At 39.5% G+C, this 17873-nt stretch carries 16 protein-coding genes and 1 pseudogene; 14 read left to right on the top strand and 3 right to left on the bottom strand.

Annotated elements, in window-relative coordinates; translation table 11 throughout:
- Positions 1 to 93: 93 nt before the first annotated feature.
- The 3 genes from K5J94_RS05725 (at position 94) to ezrA (ending at position 4485) form a co-directional block, all read left to right on the top strand.
- Entirely contained in the window at positions 94 to 654 is a 561-nt protein-coding gene (locus K5J94_RS05725) for an HAD-IA family hydrolase (RefSeq protein ID WP_221912605.1), read from the top strand.
- A complete protein-coding gene (gyrB, locus tag K5J94_RS05730) occupies positions 655 to 2607 on the top strand; it encodes a DNA topoisomerase (ATP-hydrolyzing) subunit B (protein WP_159544248.1) in 1953 nt (650 codons plus the stop codon).
- Between the two features lie 153 nt (positions 2608 to 2760).
- Positions 2761 to 4485 carry a septation ring formation regulator EzrA gene (gene ezrA / locus K5J94_RS05735; protein WP_159549329.1) on the top strand — a complete coding sequence of 575 codons (1725 nt, stop codon included), beginning with the start codon at positions 2761 to 2763 and terminating at the stop codon, positions 4483 to 4485.
- A gap of 334 nt (positions 4486 to 4819) precedes the next feature.
- Here ezrA and K5J94_RS05740 read toward each other — a convergent pair whose 3' ends face one another.
- Positions 4820 to 5281, bottom strand: coding sequence for a YueI family protein (locus K5J94_RS05740; protein WP_159564069.1), 462 nt, complete (start codon positions 5279 to 5281; stop codon positions 4820 to 4822).
- Between the two features lie 222 nt (positions 5282 to 5503).
- Here K5J94_RS05740 and eno point away from each other — a divergent pair, with 222 nt between their 5' ends.
- The 5 genes from eno (at position 5504) to K5J94_RS05765 (ending at position 10099) form a co-directional block, all read left to right on the top strand.
- Positions 5504 to 6811 (top strand): surface-displayed alpha-enolase, encoded by a 1308-nt coding sequence (gene eno / locus K5J94_RS05745; protein WP_221912606.1) that lies wholly within the window; start codon positions 5504 to 5506, stop codon positions 6809 to 6811.
- A gap of 753 nt (positions 6812 to 7564) precedes the next feature.
- A complete protein-coding gene (relB, locus tag K5J94_RS05750) occupies positions 7565 to 7786 on the top strand; it encodes a type II toxin-antitoxin system RelB family antitoxin (protein WP_159544240.1) in 222 nt (73 codons plus the stop codon).
- Between the two features lies 1 nt (position 7787).
- Positions 7788 to 8048: a type II toxin-antitoxin system RelE family toxin gene (locus tag K5J94_RS05755; RefSeq protein WP_159544238.1), complete on the top strand. Its 261-nt coding sequence runs from the start codon at positions 7788 to 7790 to the stop codon at positions 8046 to 8048.
- Positions 8049 to 8693: 645 nt separating this feature from the next.
- Positions 8694 to 8852 carry a hypothetical protein gene (locus tag K5J94_RS05760; RefSeq protein WP_221912607.1) on the top strand — a complete coding sequence of 53 codons (159 nt, stop codon included), beginning with the start codon at positions 8694 to 8696 and terminating at the stop codon, positions 8850 to 8852.
- Between the two features lie 173 nt (positions 8853 to 9025).
- On the top strand, positions 9026 to 10099 hold the full coding sequence (locus K5J94_RS05765; RefSeq protein ID WP_221912608.1) for a hypothetical protein: 1074 nt from the start codon (positions 9026 to 9028) through the stop codon (positions 10097 to 10099).
- A 339-nt stretch (positions 10100 to 10438) separates the two neighbouring features.
- Here K5J94_RS05765 and K5J94_RS09635 read toward each other — a convergent pair.
- Positions 10439 to 11525, bottom strand: a pseudogene (locus K5J94_RS09635) (DNA/RNA non-specific endonuclease).
- A 309-nt stretch (positions 11526 to 11834) separates the two neighbouring features.
- Positions 11835 to 12509: a helix-turn-helix transcriptional regulator gene (locus tag K5J94_RS05775; protein ID WP_159564065.1), complete on the bottom strand. Its 675-nt coding sequence runs from the start codon at positions 12507 to 12509 to the stop codon at positions 11835 to 11837.
- A gap of 165 nt (positions 12510 to 12674) precedes the next feature.
- Between K5J94_RS05775 and K5J94_RS05780 the strand changes: the two genes are divergently transcribed.
- From K5J94_RS05780 to K5J94_RS05805, 6 genes are all read left to right on the top strand, one after another.
- Entirely contained in the window at positions 12675 to 13043 is a 369-nt protein-coding gene (locus K5J94_RS05780; RefSeq protein WP_221913783.1) for a RidA family protein, read from the top strand.
- Positions 13044 to 13073: 30 nt separating this feature from the next.
- Positions 13074 to 14096, top strand: coding sequence for a PTS sugar transporter subunit IIC (locus K5J94_RS05785; protein WP_159549105.1), 1023 nt, complete (start codon positions 13074 to 13076; stop codon positions 14094 to 14096).
- A 351-nt stretch (positions 14097 to 14447) separates the two neighbouring features.
- On the top strand, positions 14448 to 14771 hold the full coding sequence (locus K5J94_RS05790; RefSeq protein ID WP_159544229.1) for a hypothetical protein: 324 nt from the start codon (positions 14448 to 14450) through the stop codon (positions 14769 to 14771).
- Positions 14761 to 16764, top strand: a complete 2004-nt coding sequence (locus K5J94_RS05795) for a V-type ATP synthase subunit I (protein WP_221912609.1) — start codon at positions 14761 to 14763, stop codon at positions 16762 to 16764. Before K5J94_RS05790 ends, K5J94_RS05795 begins: the two co-directional genes overlap by 11 nt.
- Position 16765: 1 nt before the next feature.
- Positions 16766 to 17245, top strand: a complete 480-nt coding sequence (locus K5J94_RS05800) for a V-type ATP synthase subunit K (RefSeq protein ID WP_159544225.1) — start codon at positions 16766 to 16768, stop codon at positions 17243 to 17245.
- A 40-nt stretch (positions 17246 to 17285) separates the two neighbouring features.
- On the top strand, positions 17286 to 17870 hold the full coding sequence (locus tag K5J94_RS05805; RefSeq protein WP_221912610.1) for a hypothetical protein: 585 nt from the start codon (positions 17286 to 17288) through the stop codon (positions 17868 to 17870).
- Positions 17871 to 17873: the final 3 nt, after the last annotated feature.

The raw sequence follows: 17873 nt of genomic DNA on the forward strand, positions 1-17873 counted from the left end.
GGGAAGTCACAGCTTTACGCGGCCTCCCTTACGTCGATTTTTATTTGTAGTCCTCACTGTATAAAATGAGCAAAATGTGTTATAATTTAAGGTATGAACTATAAGGATTATATCTGGGATTTGGGTGGAACGCTCCTTGATAATTATGAGAGTTCAACCAATGCCTTTATTCAAACCTTAGAAGAGTATCAGCTAACAGCAGAGCATGATGAGGTTTACCAAAAATTAAAAGAATCAACTGCTAACGCCATTGCTCAGTTTGCGCCACACCAAACTGATTTTTTAGTCCGCTATAAGATTAATGAGGCAAAGCGTTTAGCTGACCCGATTTGGCATAAGGGTGCAAAAGATGTCCTAGTCAAAATCGTGGCACAGGGTGGGCGTAATTTTTTAGTGTCCCATCGTGATAACCAGGTCCTCTTCCTATTGGAGAAAGCTGGTTTATCATCTTATTTTACAGCAGTGATTACCTCAGATAACGGTTTTGCTCGTAAACCAAATCCTGAAAGTATGCTTTATTTGAAACAGACCTATCAGATAAGCCATGGTTTAGTCATTGGAGACCGGAGCCTTGATATTGAGGCTGGTAAGGCAGCAGGTTTTGATACCCTGTTAGTTGATGGAAAAAAATCCCTATTGGAGATAGTAACGTAAATGAATGATGAAAATAAGCAAGTAGAAAATGGTTCGCAGGAATACGATGCCAGTCAGATCCAGGTCCTAGAAGGGCTTGAAGCGGTGCGAATGCGTCCGGGGATGTATATTGGTTCAACCTCAAAAGAAGGGCTGCATCACCTAGTTTGGGAAATAGTTGATAATTCAATCGATGAAGCCTTGGCTGGTTTTGCAACTACCATTGATGTCTTTATTGAAGCAGATAACTCCATTACGGTTGTTGATGATGGGCGTGGTATTCCTGTTGATATTCAAGCAAAGACCGGACGGCCAGCAGTTGAGACAGTGTTTACCGTACTTCATGCCGGAGGTAAGTTTGGCGGCGGTGGGTATAAGGTTTCAGGGGGCTTACATGGGGTTGGCTCTTCAGTTGTTAACGCCTTATCCACTCAATTGGACGTTAAAGTCTATAAAAATGGCAAGATTCATTTTCAGGAATTTCGTCGTGGCAAGGTAGTCGCTGATTTAGCCGTTATTGGCGAGACCTCTGTGACAGGAACAACTGTTCACTTTTCCCCAGACCCAGAGATCTTTACTGAGACGACAGTTTTTGACTTTGCTAAACTAGCTGAGCGGATTCAAGAACTCGCTTTTTTAAACCGTGGTTTGCAGATTTCTATCACAGATAAGCGTCCAGGACTCGAGCAAGTGCAACATTATCACTACGAAGGTGGTATCTCCAGTTATGTCGAATTCTTGAATGACAACAAAGAAACGATTTTTGATACCCCAATTTTTACCGAAGGTGAACTAGAAGGTATTGCAGTGGAAGTAGCCATGCAATACACTACGGGCTATCATGAACACGTGATGAGCTTTGCTAATAATATTCATACTCACGAAGGTGGAACGCACGAACAGGGCTTTCGAACGGCGCTTACGCGCGTGATCAATGACTATGCTAAAAAGAACAAGCTCTTAAAGGAAAACGATGATAATTTATCGGGCGAAGATGTCCGTGAAGGACTCACCGCTATTATCTCAGTTAAGCATCCTAATCCACAGTTTGAGGGGCAAACCAAGACGAAATTAGGAAATTCTGAGGTCGTGAAAATCACCAATCGTCTCTTTAGTGAAGCGTTTCAGCGGTTTCTTTTGGAAAATCCACAAGTGGCACGAAAAATTGTTGAAAAAGGGATCTTGGCTTCCAAAGCTCGAATTGCTGCTAAGCGCGCACGTGAAGTCACCCGCAAGAAATCAGGCCTTGAAATTTCCAATTTACCAGGGAAACTAGCAGATTGCTCCTCCAATGATGCTGCACAAAATGAACTCTTTATTGTTGAGGGAGATTCTGCTGGTGGCTCGGCCAAGTCGGGACGTAATAGAGAATTTCAGGCAATCTTGCCTATCCGTGGTAAAATTTTAAATGTCGAAAAGGCTACCATGGACAAAATTTTGGCCAATGAAGAGATTAGAAGCCTATTTACAGCAATGGGAACTGGCTTTGGGGCAGACTTTGATGTATCAAAAGCGCGGTATCAGAAATTAGTCATCATGACCGATGCAGATGTTGATGGTGCCCATATCAGAACCTTGCTCTTAACCCTTATTTATCGTTTTATGAGACCTGTCTTGGAAGCTGGCTATGTCTACATAGCTCAACCGCCCATTTATGGCGTAAAAGTTGGTAGTGATATTAAAGCCTACATTCAGCCAGGTATTCGACAAGAAGAAGAATTAAAAGCCGCTCTTGAAAAGTATAGTACTGGACGTTCCAAACCCTCTGTGCAACGCTATAAGGGATTGGGGGAGATGGATGATCACCAATTATGGGAGACAACTATGGATCCAGAACATCGCTTAATGGCCCGTGTCACTGTAGATGATGCCGCCGATGCGGACAAAGTCTTTGATATGTTAATGGGTGATCGGGTTGAACCAAGACGGGAATTTATAGAAGAAAATGCTGTCTATAGTACCCTTGACATCTAGCTAAAAATCTTTTGAAAAGCATTTCAAAGTGTGTTATAATCGTAACGTTATAATGTGGTTTAATTAGAAAGTAAAAACAATGGCGTTAACTGTCAGGTGAATCTTAAAATCATTTCATACGACGAAAACGTTAAAATATATAAGGAGAAGTAGATGTCAAGCGGAATTATTTTGCTTATTGTGGCAGTAGTCATTCTAGTGATTATTGCCTATCTCATTGGTGTCATTATTCGTAAACGAAATGATTCATTAATTAAACAATTAGAAGAACGAAAAGAAGCACTTCTTAGCCTTCCTGTCCAAGAAGAAGTTGACGCAGTCCAAGAACTCCACCTGATTGGGCAAAGCCAAACATCCTTTAGAGAATGGCATCAAAAATGGACTGACCTATCAACATCAACTTTCCGTGAAATTGAGTACGCCATTGTTGAAGCAGAAAACTTAAATGATACATTTAATTTCATCCGGGCGAAGCATGAAATTTCAAATATTGAAAGTCAATTAAATCTTGTCGAAGAAGATGTCAACTCCATCCGTGATGCTCTTAGTATCCTTAAGGAACAAGAAGAAAAAAATAGTGCGCGTGTTACGCATGCCCTTGATTTGTATGAGCAATTGCAACAATCAAATGCTGAAAATGAGGATAATTTTGGCTCTACCAAGGATGAGATTGCAAAACAGATGGGAAATATTGAAAAAGAATTCTCACAGTTTGTCGCTCTCAATTCATCGGGTGACCCCATTGAAGCATCAGAAGTTCTTGAACGTGCAGAAGAGCACACGATTGCTCTTGGGCAAATTGCTGAGCAGATTCCATCCATTGTTACAAAACTTGAGGATGATTTCCCTGATCAATTGGACGACCTAGAATCTGGCTATCGCCGCTTATTAGAAGAAAACTATCATTTCCCTGAAGATAACATTGAAACACGCTTCCAAGAAATCCGTGAAGCAATCAGTTCAAACTCTGAAGAGTTGGTGAGTTTGGACCTTGACCGAGCACGTGAAGAAAATCTCGTGATTCAAGAAAAGATGGATAATCTTTATGATCTTTTTGAGCGTGAAATTGCTGCTTATAAGGTGACCACAAAAAATAGTAAGATTCTTCCTCAGTATTTAATCCATGCTAAAACTAACAATCAGCAGCTCAAGGAAGAAATCAGCCGCTTGTCTCATAAGTACATTATGAATGAGAACCAAAGTGTCAACGTAAAGGCTTTTGATAAAGAGTTGGCTCATATTGAAAATAACGTGGTCGCTATTGCTCAGACTATTAAAGAGCAAGAAAAGCCTTATTCTCAATTACAAGTCATCATTGATAGGGCTTTACAAACCCTTGCAAATGTTGAAGCTGGTCAAATTGAAGTCTTTGAATCAATCAAAGACATTGAAGCAGTGGAAGAACGTGCACGCAAAACGATTGATTTATATGTTAATCAATTGCATATGATTAAGCGGTTTATGGAAAAGCGTAACCTACCAGGCATTCCAGAAAATTACTTGAACACGTTCTTTACCACAAGTACGCAACTAGAAGCTTTGATGGATGAATTAAGTAAAGGCAAGATTAATATTGAGGCAATCACGCGTCTAACAGACGTTTGTACAGCCTCCATTGCTAATCTTGAGGAAATGACTTATGAAGTTGTTAAATACGCAACCTTAACCGAACAGCTGCTTCAATACTCTAATCGTTATCGTAGTTTTGAACCAGGTGTTCAAAATAGCTTTGAAATTGCCTTTGATTTGTTTGAAAATCGTTATGACTATCAGGCATCCTTTGATGAAATTTCATATGCGTTGGAGACGGTGGAGCCAGGTGTGACCGACCGCTTTGTCTCATCTTATGACAAAACACGTGAATATATTCGTTATTAAAAAGATTTGGGTCATCCCAAATCTTTTTAATAGTACGCTGGCATGTCATACTATTAAAACCAGTCCTCGTTTAGCGAGGACTGGTTTTCTGCTTTAGATTAGTATCTCAAACGACATGCGTTAAAAGTTAGTTGAACCGCCGTGTGCCACACGGCACGCACGGTAGTGTGAGAGGGGCTAGAGATTACCCCCCTACTTGATTGAAATCAGCATGTGTATAGGGCGTAGGGGGCTTTGTGCTTTAGCCTATTGAGTACCTGATTTCCCTCTTAATTTCTTTAAAGTTTGCAAGCACACGACATGGTGAGGCAGAAGTAGAGCTAGCAGACTTGCTTTATTTACGGCTAAAAAGCTGGCGCCAGAAGGAGGTTTTTTTAGGAGTTTTACTTGCTGCTTTTGAAGATGAGGTCTTATTAGCTAAATAAGAGCTAATGGAAGTCTGGCTGAGATTAACAGCGTGATCAGTATGTAAAACGAGTGCAAAAGGTGACTTTGCACTAGTATCATCAATGATGGTGGAAGGGATGCCGTTTTTGTCGGCTAATGTCATGAAAAATAGTTGTTCGTCAGTTTTTAACCTAGGAGCAAGCTTTAAGAATAAGGGGGCGTAAGTGTCAACATACTGGGGAAGGAGGTCTTCAAATGTTTTTTTAACAGCATCCTGTGCCATCTCTTCTACAGCTATCGTAAGTACAACCCGTTCAGCAAAGGTACCTAAATAGTAACGCTGTTGATCAGGGTTCAATCGTCTTTCACTTAAGGCGCTCTGCCTAACCTTCTCTTCTAATGTTTCCATAATAACCTCCAAGTAGACTTATAAGTTGATTATACCGAGATATACTTAAATAATCCAGTTTTTTCGGTGGTTTTGAGGAAATAGTTAGACAATTGAAAGGCTTAATGTAAGCGGTTGTATTTCAAAAGTAATTTTCATAAAAATGGCTTTTATGTTGATAAGAAGCCTAGTTTGTGGTATTATTAACATGTAAAAAATAAAACTCATAAGGAGAGTATTATAATGTCAATTATTACTGATGTTTACGCTCGCGAAGTCCTTGACTCCCGCGGTAACCCAACACTGGAAGTAGAAGTTTATACAGAATCAGGTGCATTTGGACGCGGCATGGTCCCTTCAGGAGCTTCAACTGGTGAACATGAAGCCGTTGAACTTCGTGATGGTGACAAATCTCGTTACCTTGGTCTTGGTACTCAAAAAGCTGTTGATAACGTTAACAACATTATCGCTGAAGCAATCATCGGTTACGATGTTCGCGATCAACAAGCTATCGACCGTGCAATGATCGCACTTGACGGTACTCCTAATAAAGGTAAACTTGGTGCTAACGCTATTCTTGGTGTTTCTATCGCTGTTGCTCGTGCTGCTGCTGACTACCTTGAAGTGCCACTTTACACTTACCTTGGTGGATTCAACACTAAAGTTCTTCCAACTCCTATGATGAACATCATCAACGGTGGATCACACTCAGATGCTCCAATTGCATTCCAAGAGTTCATGATTATGCCAGTTGGTGCACCTACTTTCAAAGAAGGTCTTCGTTGGGGTGCTGAAGTTTTCCACGCTCTTAAGAAAATCCTTAAAGAACGCGGACTTGTTACAGCTGTAGGTGACGAAGGTGGATTTGCTCCTAAATTTGAAGGAACTGAAGACGGTGTAGAAACTATCCTTAAAGCTATTGAAGCAGCTGGTTATGAAGCTGGCGAAAACGGCATCATGATTGGTTTTGACTGTGCTTCATCTGAGTTTTACGACAAAGAACGCAAAGTCTACGACTACACCAAGTTTGAAGGGGAAGGCGCTGCTGTTCGTACTTCTACAGAACAAATCGACTACCTTGAAGAGTTGGTTAACAAATACCCAATTATTACTATCGAAGATGGTATGGACGAAAACGACTGGGATGGTTGGAAAGCTCTTACTGAACGCCTAGGCGGACGTGTTCAATTGGTTGGTGACGACTTCTTCGTTACAAATACTGAATACCTTGCTCGTGGTATCAAAGAAAATGCAGCTAACTCAATCCTTATCAAAGTTAACCAAATCGGTACTTTGACTGAAACTTTTGAAGCTATCGAAATGGCTAAAGAAGCTGGTTACACTGCCGTTGTATCACACCGTTCAGGTGAAACTGAAGATTCAACAATCGCTGACATCGCAGTTGCAACAAACGCTGGCCAAATCAAAACAGGTTCATTGTCACGTACAGACCGTATTGCTAAATACAACCAATTGCTTCGTATCGAAGACCAACTTGCAGAAGTTGCTGAGTACAAAGGACTTAAATCATTCTACAACCTTAAAAAATAATCTAATTATTTGATTAGTGTTCAGAAACATTGATTTGAAAGCATTCTGGGGATCCCTCCCAGGGTGCTTTTTTGTTTTAAGGATCCTTTGCCGATTTTTGCCCTGACTTGGCAAGAACCAGCGTTATTTGACCATTTAGTGGCATATTGCTTTAGATCTTGGGAGTAAAAATGGCTGATGCACGAAAAATGACTAATAAAATAGGAGAAGTCTAACTAAGCTGCACCTCAAAAGTTAAATAAAAAGCCTAACAATTTTTGGACGTGGTATAATAAAGTGGACGCAAAATTAAGTAAAAACAAGGAAAATCATTATGCCAAGAAAAGTATTTGCTAAGGTAACATATCTGTTATCAAACTTGTCCTTGATGTAAAGTCGTCTGTGACAATAGTTAGTTCAATTGTAGGTGTTCACTCAAACAATCTTTGTTGTTGGGTTCAAGAATAGGAAAAAGATGGTGAAAGTGCAGTTCCATGTTAGGGGATAGCACTTTATCAGGCTCAATTTGAGATAAAGAAGTTAGAAAATACAGACAGATCATTAGAGGATCAGCTCACCCTTCTAAAAAAAGTACCAAGTCTGCTTGACGCGAAAGCCAAAGTAAGATGTCAATTCTTAAAAGACAACTAAAGAAGGATTAATTTTTATCAGGATTGCGATTTTAACTGTATTGGGACCGACTATAGCCCTCAGCAATTGACAAATCTTCCGCGATGTGTTACAATGTAACACAAAGAAGTGAGGTAAATAACCATGAGTACTGTTACTATCAGATTGAATCAAGAAGAAGAAGTATTTTTCAAAAGCTATGCTCAATTAACAGGGCAAAGCCTATCAAGCCTCTTTAAGAAAGCTCTTGAGCGTGATATTGAAGATAAATATGATTTGAAAGTCTATAATCAAGCTTATGCAGAATATAAAGCAGATCCACAGACAATTAGCCATGCTGACTTTAAGAAAGAGCTAGACTTATAATATGTATCATATAGAGTATTCTAAAAAAGCTCAAAAGCAAATTAAGAAACTAGATAAGCAGATTCAGAGATTGCTGTTTTCCTGGATTGATAAGCATTTAGAAGGAACAGATAACCCCCGTGCCAATGGTAAAGGCTTGACAGGTAATCATGCTAACGAATGGCGTTATCGTATTGGTAATTATAGGCTTATTTGTGATATTCAAGATAATAAGATGATTATCTTAGCACTTGAGTTTGGACATAGGGGCGATATTTATTAAAAATAAAATAGCACCTTGTGGGGTGACGGTTGCTTGGTTACTGAACTCATTAGCTTAATGCCATCTTACTTGCCCTTTGTGTTGCCTATCTGATTACTGGTTAAGAAACATTATGTGAAAGCATTCTGGCTGAATCACCCCAGAGTGCTTTTTTTGATTTTAAGGAATTCTTTCGCCCACCATTGCTACCCTTATTTGGCAAAATCACCACCATGAGGCCAAGGAAGGGCATATTGCTTTAGATCTTGGGAGTAAAAATGGCTGATGCACGAAAAATGACTAATAAAATAGGTATAGCTGAGCTTGAAGGTGAAAGGCATTTAAAAGTTAGATAATTTCTTGCGACTAATATATTATAAAATGGAGTAAATCCTACTCTTTTAATGCGATATATGAAAAGGTTAAAAAAAGCAATAGTCGTCTTTTGCTAATTAACTGCTGGTAAACGGCTCTATGTTTATCCTGAAAGCGGATTAATACGATATAATACAATTACAATCTGCTAGAATTGATAAGAGTAAAATAATACAAGTCAAATAAAATATTAATTAATAAAAAAAACGGTTAGATAGATGTATCAATTGCTGATATGATAGTTCGCGTTGCACTTATCACGGGTGTAAAATGTGGAAAAAGAGAAGGAATATGAGCAAGAAATTTTTACAATCGTTAACCATTTTAGGACTATTAAGCACAGCATTGGGAGTAGCACAGCCAGTAGGGGCGGTGACTCGTTATTTCTATGAAAAAACCGAAGAGATAAAAAAGAAATTAGATGAAATCGGGGGGAAAATGGCTATTTAGTAGGTAAATATTATTCCAATTCTAAAAGAAATTCCATAGTTTTTCTGTTAGACTTAGGACGTTACTTAGTTAATAAAGAAGAGTTTTCAGAAAAAGAATATTCAAGCGCAGTTAGAACTTTAACTCAAGTAATTGCAGGATATGATAATTACTTAAGAGAATCAAGAGAAGTGATGAAAATTTCAACTGATAAAACAATAAACCAAGTAGCTAGTCTTACCTTGGAACAATCAAATGCTATCGAAAATGGTTTGAAAGTAGCGCTCAAAGAATTTTCTGAGAACGTTATTAAAGAGCAGAAAAATTCTATGGACCTTGTCCCAATCTCTTTGTATTATAATATCAGTCTTCCTTTCAAATCAATCTTGTTAGAACACACTTATCGAGGATATTATGAACAATTCTATGATGATTATTTATCTCCTGAACTAGCAAATTCACCCTTGAGTATGACTAATGAAATTTTTAACCAATATAAAAATAAAATTCTTGAAATAAAAAAATTAAAAGAACTAGTTGATAATATTATCAAAGAGGATAAGACATGGAATGGAGAAGCGCTTAAGTCTGAGTTGGATATTGTCATAAAAGCAACTAAGAAAAAAGCCAATATTACTCCTAATTTTGATTATTCTACAGACACTGTTGATGGAATTATATTATCAGAAGACATACCTAATCTCAGATGTGCTAATGAGGTAACTGAAAATTTAAAAGCGTTATTATACAATTATTATGATTTAACAGAAAATAAAAAAGAATTGGAAAAGTATAACTTTCAGCCGTTAATAATAGGAAATTTCACTGCATCAAAAGAACAAGTAATTACCAGAAAAACTATTCCTCATTTATCTATGGATTTGTCGAAACAAGTAGGACCTAAGCCTGAGATTCCATCACAGCAATTACAAGCATCTACAACTACAGCAGCCCAAGTTATTGAAGAGCCTCAAGCTATTTCTGAACCACAAGAAGAAGTAACAGTTCAAACGTCATTAGATGATTACACTAAATCACAAATTAACTTCTGGATTGAGGATTTTAACACTTCTCTCAATAAAATTAACTATTCTGGAATTTATAGTGAAAATCTGGAATCCCTGATTACCAGAGGGAAGCAATTAAGAAATAAATTGGATAAGGCTTTGGGTGAGAATAAGTCTAGTGATGATATTAAGAGGGATTTGGACCAGCTTGAAATGATTTCGAACACCATTACTTCGGTTGGAAATACAAAGAACAGTTAATACTATTTTGAAGTCATTTTTGAATTGTAAACATTAATCAAGAATAAGAACTATTTGTTTACTCCTTTATGATAAACTCTAAATCCTCCACTTAAAAAGCGTATCGAATTTCTTCGATACGCTCAGATTGAAGAAAAAGTCCATTTTGGATAATTTTCTTCAATCTTTTTTCGTTATGAAGCTTATTAATAATTCTCAGAAACATTGCCAGATTAACGTTTCTAAGAGTTTAATAATTTAACGGCTCACTTAGGCTACATCAAATGATGCCATTCTATAGGAGTTTATCTACGTGCTGAAAAACATTATTGTACCAGACGTTTTTTGACGCTTGCACGTCTATTTCCAAGGAAGGCCGGCTGCGGCGATTTCGGCTTTGGAAGCATACTGACCATTTGGGCGATGCCATCTTCCTCTGACATCACGGAAGTAGCCTCCACCTTGTTGAGAAGGGGCTTGTGTCTGTTCTTGTGCTGCATTGGCTTGCTGTCTGGCAGCAGCCTGTCTTTCTGCTTCAGCAGCTTGTCTAGCAGCTCTTTCTGCCACTTGTCTTTGACGTTCTGCTTCCTCTTTGGCTTGTTTTTCCTGTGCTGCCTTTTGTGCTGCAGCCTCCTCGGCCTGCTTGCGGGCTTGGGCTTCTTGTTGTGCTTTACGTTTTTGTTCTTTAGCGGATAGGACAGTGTTTTGAGCTTGACCTGTCAGGTAGTCAATGTCAGCATTTGGTGATACGTTATCAAGCGTTACCCTGCTGATGCCTTTGGCATCTTGGACAGCTTTACCACCAATCTTAATGGGCAGTAACTGACCAGATTTATCTAAGCCAACGTACTGCAGGGTAATTTTACGTGGAATTAGCTCGTCATTTTGGTAAATGGCGGTGACCTTGTAGTCAAGATAGGCATTTTTGTGCTGCGCTAGCCAAGCGTTTAGGCGTTTTTCGTAATAGAGCATGCTATCTTGGTTGTTTGCATTCCTTTTTTTGTAGTGAGTGACCAGTACTGAGCCAACTGGTCATGGGAACTAGATTTCTTCGCTGATTCTTGAGCCCACTAAATTGGTAACCAATCAGATGACCACGCTTCATCAACCAGGCCTTTTTGCTACCATCTTCATAGTAGAATTTAAAATTATGCCAGCCGACAGGTTTGGTCTTGAGCCGCTTATGACGCTTATGGGTCGGTTCATCCTTGCTTTGCAGTTGGATATGGGCATAGGTAGATCGGCCTTTCTCATCAAGCTTACCTAAGATGAGTTGGCGCTTATGCTTAAAGGGAAGAATGGCTGCGCTGTCTGTCTTAGCTTCGGCAATTACTTGAGTAAAAGGCTGTCTGACGACACTAGAGTGCAGGCTGTCGCTTAAAAATGTGAGTGAGAGGATTACTAAGAGTAGACTGAGTTGAAGGGGTGAAAACTTTTTTGGTTTCATAAGCTTTTTAGTGCAATGTGATGGGCACTAAGGGGCATGGTGTAAACGTGAGAAATTTTTATTATCCCTTGATAAAAATGCTCTCCAAAGCTCCAGATAGTGCTTATCAGGTCTGCTTTCCTTTATTTTTGGGATGGTTCCAGATTTATTTTAGCACAATCCTAGCTTATAATGAATTGTTAATGAGACAAATTGCTAAAAAATGTCTAAATAACGCTGTTTTCATTAAATAGTTATAGGGAAATTCTGATAATAGTGACAATAAAAAACAACCACCATTTGGTAGTTGCTATGATTGGAGGAAGCGGGCTAATCATTTTCTACTTTTTTTAGGTAGCGATAGACACTGGGTTCTGAGATTTTTAACACTTCAGCCACTTTGGAAACGGCCCCTTTTAATTGAAAAACGCCTCTTTCATATAACTTAAGGACAATGTCAATTTTGACTTCTTGGCTCAGGTGAATCCCCTCATCCAATAAGGCAGGATCAATCATTTCGCCGATAATATCTTGAATATTGCTAGATAGGACTTCGACAGTCTCATCTTGATTGTTGTCACTACTAGCAGAGCTATTAGTTGGCACTAAGTGTGTCAGATTGACGTTAGCTAAATTGAGAATATTTTCAGCCATGTCTTTATAGGCAGTGATGTCCATATTAATACATAGCATACCGTCTAGGTTTCCGTCTGTATCTTTGATAAAGTAGGTGGAACCTCGGACTTCTTTATTTTGTGGGCTAACGATGGCTTTGTAATTAGTAACAAAGTCTTTTTCTTTGTAAATTTTTTTGTTAATCAAATCAAGAGCGAAAGTTGTCAGAGGAGAACTAGTTGTTCGACCACTGATGTGGTTGTTGATAATTTCACCAATGTAAATATCATTTTTGTCAATGACATGTAAGACAAGTTCATAATTGCTGCCAAGCACGCCGTTTAAAAAATGCATAACGGTTTTCCAGTAACTTAATCGTTCTTTATCCATCCGGTCATTCCTTTGTTTTCTTATTTATACTATAGTAATATATTTTAGGTTAAAAGACAATAAAAAACTATCATAATAAAAAAATATTGTTAAGATAATAAATTATTATTGACTTTGGAGGCGATTTCATGTACTATTAGGTCATAAAGTCAAAGGAGGATTATGATGAATACCATACCCAAGCGTGTTGGGCCTTATTCAATTTATACCATTGAAGGGAATATCTTATATACCTCTGGTCAGCTGCCGATTTGTCCGGAAAGTGGCACCTTAGAAACAGGCTTTGAAGCACAGTGCCGCCGGGCTTTTTCAAATATTGCGAATGTTTTGAAAAGCGAAGATTTATCATTGGATGCTATTTTTAAATTAACGATTTACTTAGCTGATTTAGCCCATTTTGATGAGCTTAATCGTATTATGGAAACGCTGTTTGAGGAGCCTTACCCGATTCGTACAGCCCATCAGGTGGCATCCTTACCTAGAAATGCCTTAATTGAGATAGAAGCAATGGCACGTCTTACTAAAACGTTATAAAAATAATCTTATAGATTGGTGGAAAACATTATGGATATTCTTGTTGGTACAGGGCTTTTACTCCTTGTCCTTGCGATTTTTACCTTATTTAACTACAAAGCGCCTCATGGTGCAAAGGCCATGGGTGCTTTGGCAGCGGCTGCCTGTGCTTCATTCTTGGTGGAAGCTTTTCAAAGTGCTTTTTTTGGTAAAGTTCTGGGCTTTAAATTTCTCAGCGAAGTTGGAGGAGCAAATGGGTCGCTATCAGGTGTAGCAGCAGCAAGTTTAGTGGCGCTTGCTTTAGACGTTTCTCCGGTTTATGCGGTAATGATTGGTTTAGCAACATCTGGTTTTGGTATTTTACCTGGCTTCATTGCTGGCTACTTGGTATCTTTCCTTGTGAAATGGATGGAGAAAAAAATTCCTGGTGGTTTAGATTTGATTAGTATTATCATTGTTGCCACCCCGATTTCTCGTTTTATTGCCCAGTTTGTCACTCCGGTGATTGATAAAACCTTGTTAACCATTGGTGAAATCCTGACTGCTAGTGCTAAATCAAGTCCGATTATTATGGGTATTATCCTTGGTGGGACAATTGTCGTGGTAGCAACTGCTCCGCTATCTTCCATGGCCTTAACTGCTATGCTTGGTTTAACAGGAATTCCAATGGCTATCGGTGCACTTGCTGTTTTTGGATCATCCTTTATGAATGGGGTCCTCTTTTACAAACTCAAACTCGGTGAACGTAAAGACAATATTGCCTTTGCTATTGAACCCTTGACGCAAGCCGATGTGACATCAGCAAATCCAATCCCTATTTATGTGACCAATTTTGTCGGTGGCGCGGCCTGCGGGGTCTTGATCGCTCTAATGCAATTAGTCAATAATACTCCTGGGACAGCCACCCCAATTGCTGGATTTGCGGTTATGTTTGCTTATAATCCAATGACCAAGGTGCTGATAACGGCTCTGGGCTGTATTATCTTAAGTCTGATTTCTGGTTATCTGGGAGGCCTTGCCTTTAAAAATTATAAGGTGATTACCAAACAAGAACTACAAGCTAGAAATAATTGATCATTGGTAAGAAGTCCTATCTTACTGGTGTTTGGTGGATAGAACCTTGTGCTTATTGTTGATCCAGGTAAGCTTTGCTGTGGTTTTCCCGGTTGATGAAGCCTTTGACAGTCATGGACAAGCAGATAGGACCTGAGTTTGCTTTGTTTCATAGAAACCTGGTGTTTCAGCAAATGATAAGCTTATTGGAAAGATTGAATTTAGCAATAAAGGTATAGGGTCCATGCTTAGGATACTCAAGCGAAAATCACAGTCAGTTATGTGCTAGGGTATCTCGAAATGGACCTTGTTTTTTCCTTAAAGACGAGTAAGTAGCAGTTAATCAGTAACCAAAAGGGTAAGGAGGAAAATGTGACGAATTCAATATTGGCATTGATGACACAAATCGAGACAGAAGCACAAGCCATTCAAGATAGCTACGAGCGAGAGATTCAGGACTATGCCAGAGAACGACAACTAGAATTAGAAGAAGTCAAGCAGCAGTGTGATCAGGAAATACAGAAGTGCCTAGAGCAAGAAGAAGCTGCTTTGGCAAAGGAATTAAAGGTTCAAACAACACATCTGACAGACACCCTGACCAAAAATGAAGCACAAGTGCAAGCCATTTTAAAGCAAAAAAAGCGGACTTTGGCTTCGCAAATAGTGGATAAGGTGGTTGAAAAATATGGCCATTAGTCAAATGCAAACGGTTTCTTTTGTATTGGGAAACCACGAGCTTGATACTTTTTTACAGCTTCTTCAAAGCACCCAATTGGTGGAAATTAAGGACATGCCAAAGCAAGCTACTTGGCAAGCAGCCTTTAGGCAAGAGCAGGTGCACATCCCTAAGATTTATCAAGAGTTAGCAGATGGTCCTCACCAGCTGTTAAAGGGGGAGCAGGTCTTTCAAGAATTGTCCCGCCGCCAGCAACATTTAGAAAGTACAATGGCTAGGCTTGAGAACTATATCCCTCGCAAAAGCAAATTCACAAAGCTTAAGCAGGCACCTTTGAGTGTCTCTGTTGCTGAACTTGACAATCCTAAGCGACAAGAGCAGGCCGAGCTGGCCTATACCCAGATCAACCAAAAATTGGATCGCCTCAGCGAACTGGATAAGGCAATGGCTGTGTGCCAAGACCAGCAAGAACAGTTGGCTGATTGGGTTAAGCTTAAAGTGTTGCCAAAAGACTTGACTCAGTTTAAGCACTTATCAGCTCTTGTAGGAACAATTCCTAATACTAGTGATGATAGCTATTACCGGCTGTTGCAAGGCAATCCCGACTTGGCCTTTGAGGAAGTTTTTCGCAATCAGTTGGAATATGGTGTTATTTTGTTTTGGGACAAGGGCAAAACAATTCCTTTAGATGAGCTGCAATTTAAAGCTTTAGATTACCCTTATCCGGAACTACCGGCTAAAATGCTGGCAAACTCTGCTTACAGGCTAGCAGAATATGAAAAGGAGCGCCAGCAATTAACCAGGGAACTCGCTGCTGCTGAGTTGGCCCTACAGCAAATGCAGTTGGCGACAGACTTTTTATTGAGCTCTTATCTAAGACAAGCAGCTAAAAAGCAGTTGGCTAGCACCAAGAACCTCGTCGCCCTAGAAGGCTGGGTAGAAAGGGCGCAATTGCCTTTACTTAAGCAAGTTATTGCCGAGCGGTTTGGGACGTCTATCTATATCAGTGAGTCTGAGGTGGACAAGGATGACTGGGATGAGGTTCCTATCAAATTAGTGAATCATCCGGTGATTGCTCCGTTTGAATTGATCACTGAGATGTACGCCTTGCCTAAGTATTATGAGCAAGATCCAACTCCGATTCTAGCCCCATTTTACTTTACCTTTTTTGGCATGATGGTAGCAGATCTCGGTTATGGCTTACTCTTATTTGCCGTCACCTGGTTTGCCTTGCAAGTTTTTAAGCTGCCTAATAAGCAAAGACGTTTTCTTCGTTTTTTTAATAGTTTAAGTCTCGCTGTTGCCCTTTGGGGACTAGTCTATGGTTCTTTTTTTGGCTTTACATTGCCATTTGTTTTAATTTCTACCCGCACAGATGTGATGACGATTTTAATGCTGTCTGTCATCTTTGGTTTTATCACGGTAATGGTTGGCCTACTGTTAGGTGGGTTACAACATGTCAAAATGAAAGATTATGCCAAAGCCTATAGTTCAGGCTTTGCTTGGTGTTTAATCTTGCTTGGGATCTTCCTACTAGCTTTAGGTAAGCTGGTACCAGGCCTTGCTCTATTAGCGGAACTTGGCAAGTGGCTTGCCATTTTCAATGCTGTTGGTGTGGTCTTGGTGGCAATTGTTAAAGCAAGAAGTCTACTTGGCCTTGGAGTTGGTCTTTATAATCTCTATAATATTAGTGGCTATATCGGGGACCTCGTAAGCTTTACGCGTTTGATGGCCCTTGGTTTATCCGGTGCGAGCATAGCTTCGGCCTTTAATCTGATTGTAGGAATATTACCACCGCTGGCTCGCTTTACGGTTGGAATATTACTGTTTGCCCTTTTACATGCCATCAACATTTTCTTGTCCCTTTTGTCAGGTTATGTTCATGGGGCAAGGCTGATGTTTGTAGAATTTTTTGGTAAATTCTATCAAGGTGGCGGTAAGCCCTTCCAACCTCTTAAAATTTCAGAAAAATACATCACTATTCACAAAGAAAATCCGATGGAGGAAAAATAAAATGGAACAATTAGCACAGTATTTTGCAGCCCATGGAGGTGCCTTTTTTGCCGCTTTAGGAATTGCGGTTGCGGTTAGCTTTAGTGGTATGGGGTCAGCCTATGGCGTTGGTAAGGCAGGGCAAGCAGCAGCTGCGCTGTTAAAAGAAGAACCTGATAAGTTTGCTTCTGCCTTAATCTTACAATTGCTACCAGGGACACAAGGACTGTATGGCTTTGTTATTGGCATCTTAATCTGGTTGCAATTAACACCAGACTTATCAGTAGCAAAAGGCTTGGCTTATTTCTTTGTGGCTTTACCTATTGCTATTGTCGGTTATTTTTCAGCTAAACATCAGGGTAATGTGGCAGTTGCTGGTATGCAAATTTTGGCGAAACGGCCTGAAGAATTCATGAAAGGTGCGATCCTTGCGGCCATGGTTGAAACCTATGCTATTTTAGCTTTCGTTGTTTCATTTATCTTAACCCTTCGTGTCGGCTAACCTTTTGTTAGTTGTAATGATGGAAGAAGGAGGATGTCAAGTGAATGACCTGGAAAACTTGAAGCAAACCGTACTTGAGCGTGCGCATCGTGAGGGAAAAGAAAAACTAGACAAAGAGAGCAAAAAAATAGCTGCCGCTTTTGAAAATAATAAAGCCACCTTATTAGCAACGAAAAATGAAGAAAAGCGCCAGCGGCTCAAGAAAGTCAATCAACGTTACCAGATTGAGTTACAACAGTTAAAAACCAAGGAGCGGCAGTCAACCCTAGTTGCTAAGCAGACTGTTCTTAAAGCTTTATTTACAGCTGCTCTTGACCAAATGATCGCCTTTGATCAAAAGCAAGAGCTCGCTTTTATGACGTCAGTTTTACAGCACTATACAGACCAAGCTATAACACTTGAGCTTGGTCAAATCACAGCTGATAAATTTGGTCCGTCTGATCTTGAGCAACTTAGGGATGACTTTCCTCAGGTAGTCCTTTCTCCGGTGAAGATTAGTGGCCAAGCTGGCTTTTTGCTTAAAACGGGCCCCCTAGATTATTCTTATTTATACCATGATCTGATAGCTTCGATTTATCAAGAAGAATGCTCCTTAATTGCTAAAACATTATTTAACGAAGATTAGGAG

The sequence above is a fragment of the Streptococcus halichoeri genome (assembly GCF_019774635.1).
GTDB lineage: Bacteria > Bacillota > Bacilli > Lactobacillales > Streptococcaceae > Streptococcus > Streptococcus halichoeri.

Bases quoted from the DNA above. Each gene is read 5' to 3' on its own strand.
- K5J94_RS05725 (WP_221912605.1), top strand. From the start codon at position 94: ATGAACTATAAGGATTATATCTGGGATTTGGGTGGAACGCTCCTTGAT.
- gyrB (WP_159544248.1), top strand. From the start codon at position 655: ATGAATGATGAAAATAAGCAAGTAGAAAATGGTTCGCAGGAATACGAT.
- ezrA (WP_159549329.1), top strand. From the start codon at position 2,761: ATGTCAAGCGGAATTATTTTGCTTATTGTGGCAGTAGTCATTCTAGTG.
- K5J94_RS05740 (WP_159564069.1), bottom strand. From the start codon at position 5,281: ATGGAAACATTAGAAGAGAAGGTTAGGCAGAGCGCCTTAAGTGAAAGA.
- eno (WP_221912606.1), top strand. From the start codon at position 5,504: ATGTCAATTATTACTGATGTTTACGCTCGCGAAGTCCTTGACTCCCGC.
- relB (WP_159544240.1), top strand. From the start codon at position 7,565: ATGAGTACTGTTACTATCAGATTGAATCAAGAAGAAGAAGTATTTTTC.
- K5J94_RS05755 (WP_159544238.1), top strand. From the start codon at position 7,788: ATGTATCATATAGAGTATTCTAAAAAAGCTCAAAAGCAAATTAAGAAA.
- K5J94_RS05760 (WP_221912607.1), top strand. From the start codon at position 8,694: ATGAGCAAGAAATTTTTACAATCGTTAACCATTTTAGGACTATTAAGC.
- K5J94_RS05765 (WP_221912608.1), top strand. From the start codon at position 9,026: ATGAAAATTTCAACTGATAAAACAATAAACCAAGTAGCTAGTCTTACC.
- K5J94_RS05775 (WP_159564065.1), bottom strand. From the start codon at position 12,509: ATGGATAAAGAACGATTAAGTTACTGGAAAACCGTTATGCATTTTTTA.
- K5J94_RS05780 (WP_221913783.1), top strand. From the start codon at position 12,675: ATGAATACCATACCCAAGCGTGTTGGGCCTTATTCAATTTATACCATT.
- K5J94_RS05785 (WP_159549105.1), top strand. From the start codon at position 13,074: ATGGATATTCTTGTTGGTACAGGGCTTTTACTCCTTGTCCTTGCGATT.
- K5J94_RS05795 (WP_221912609.1), top strand. From the start codon at position 14,761: ATGGCCATTAGTCAAATGCAAACGGTTTCTTTTGTATTGGGAAACCAC.
- K5J94_RS05800 (WP_159544225.1), top strand. From the start codon at position 16,766: ATGGAACAATTAGCACAGTATTTTGCAGCCCATGGAGGTGCCTTTTTT.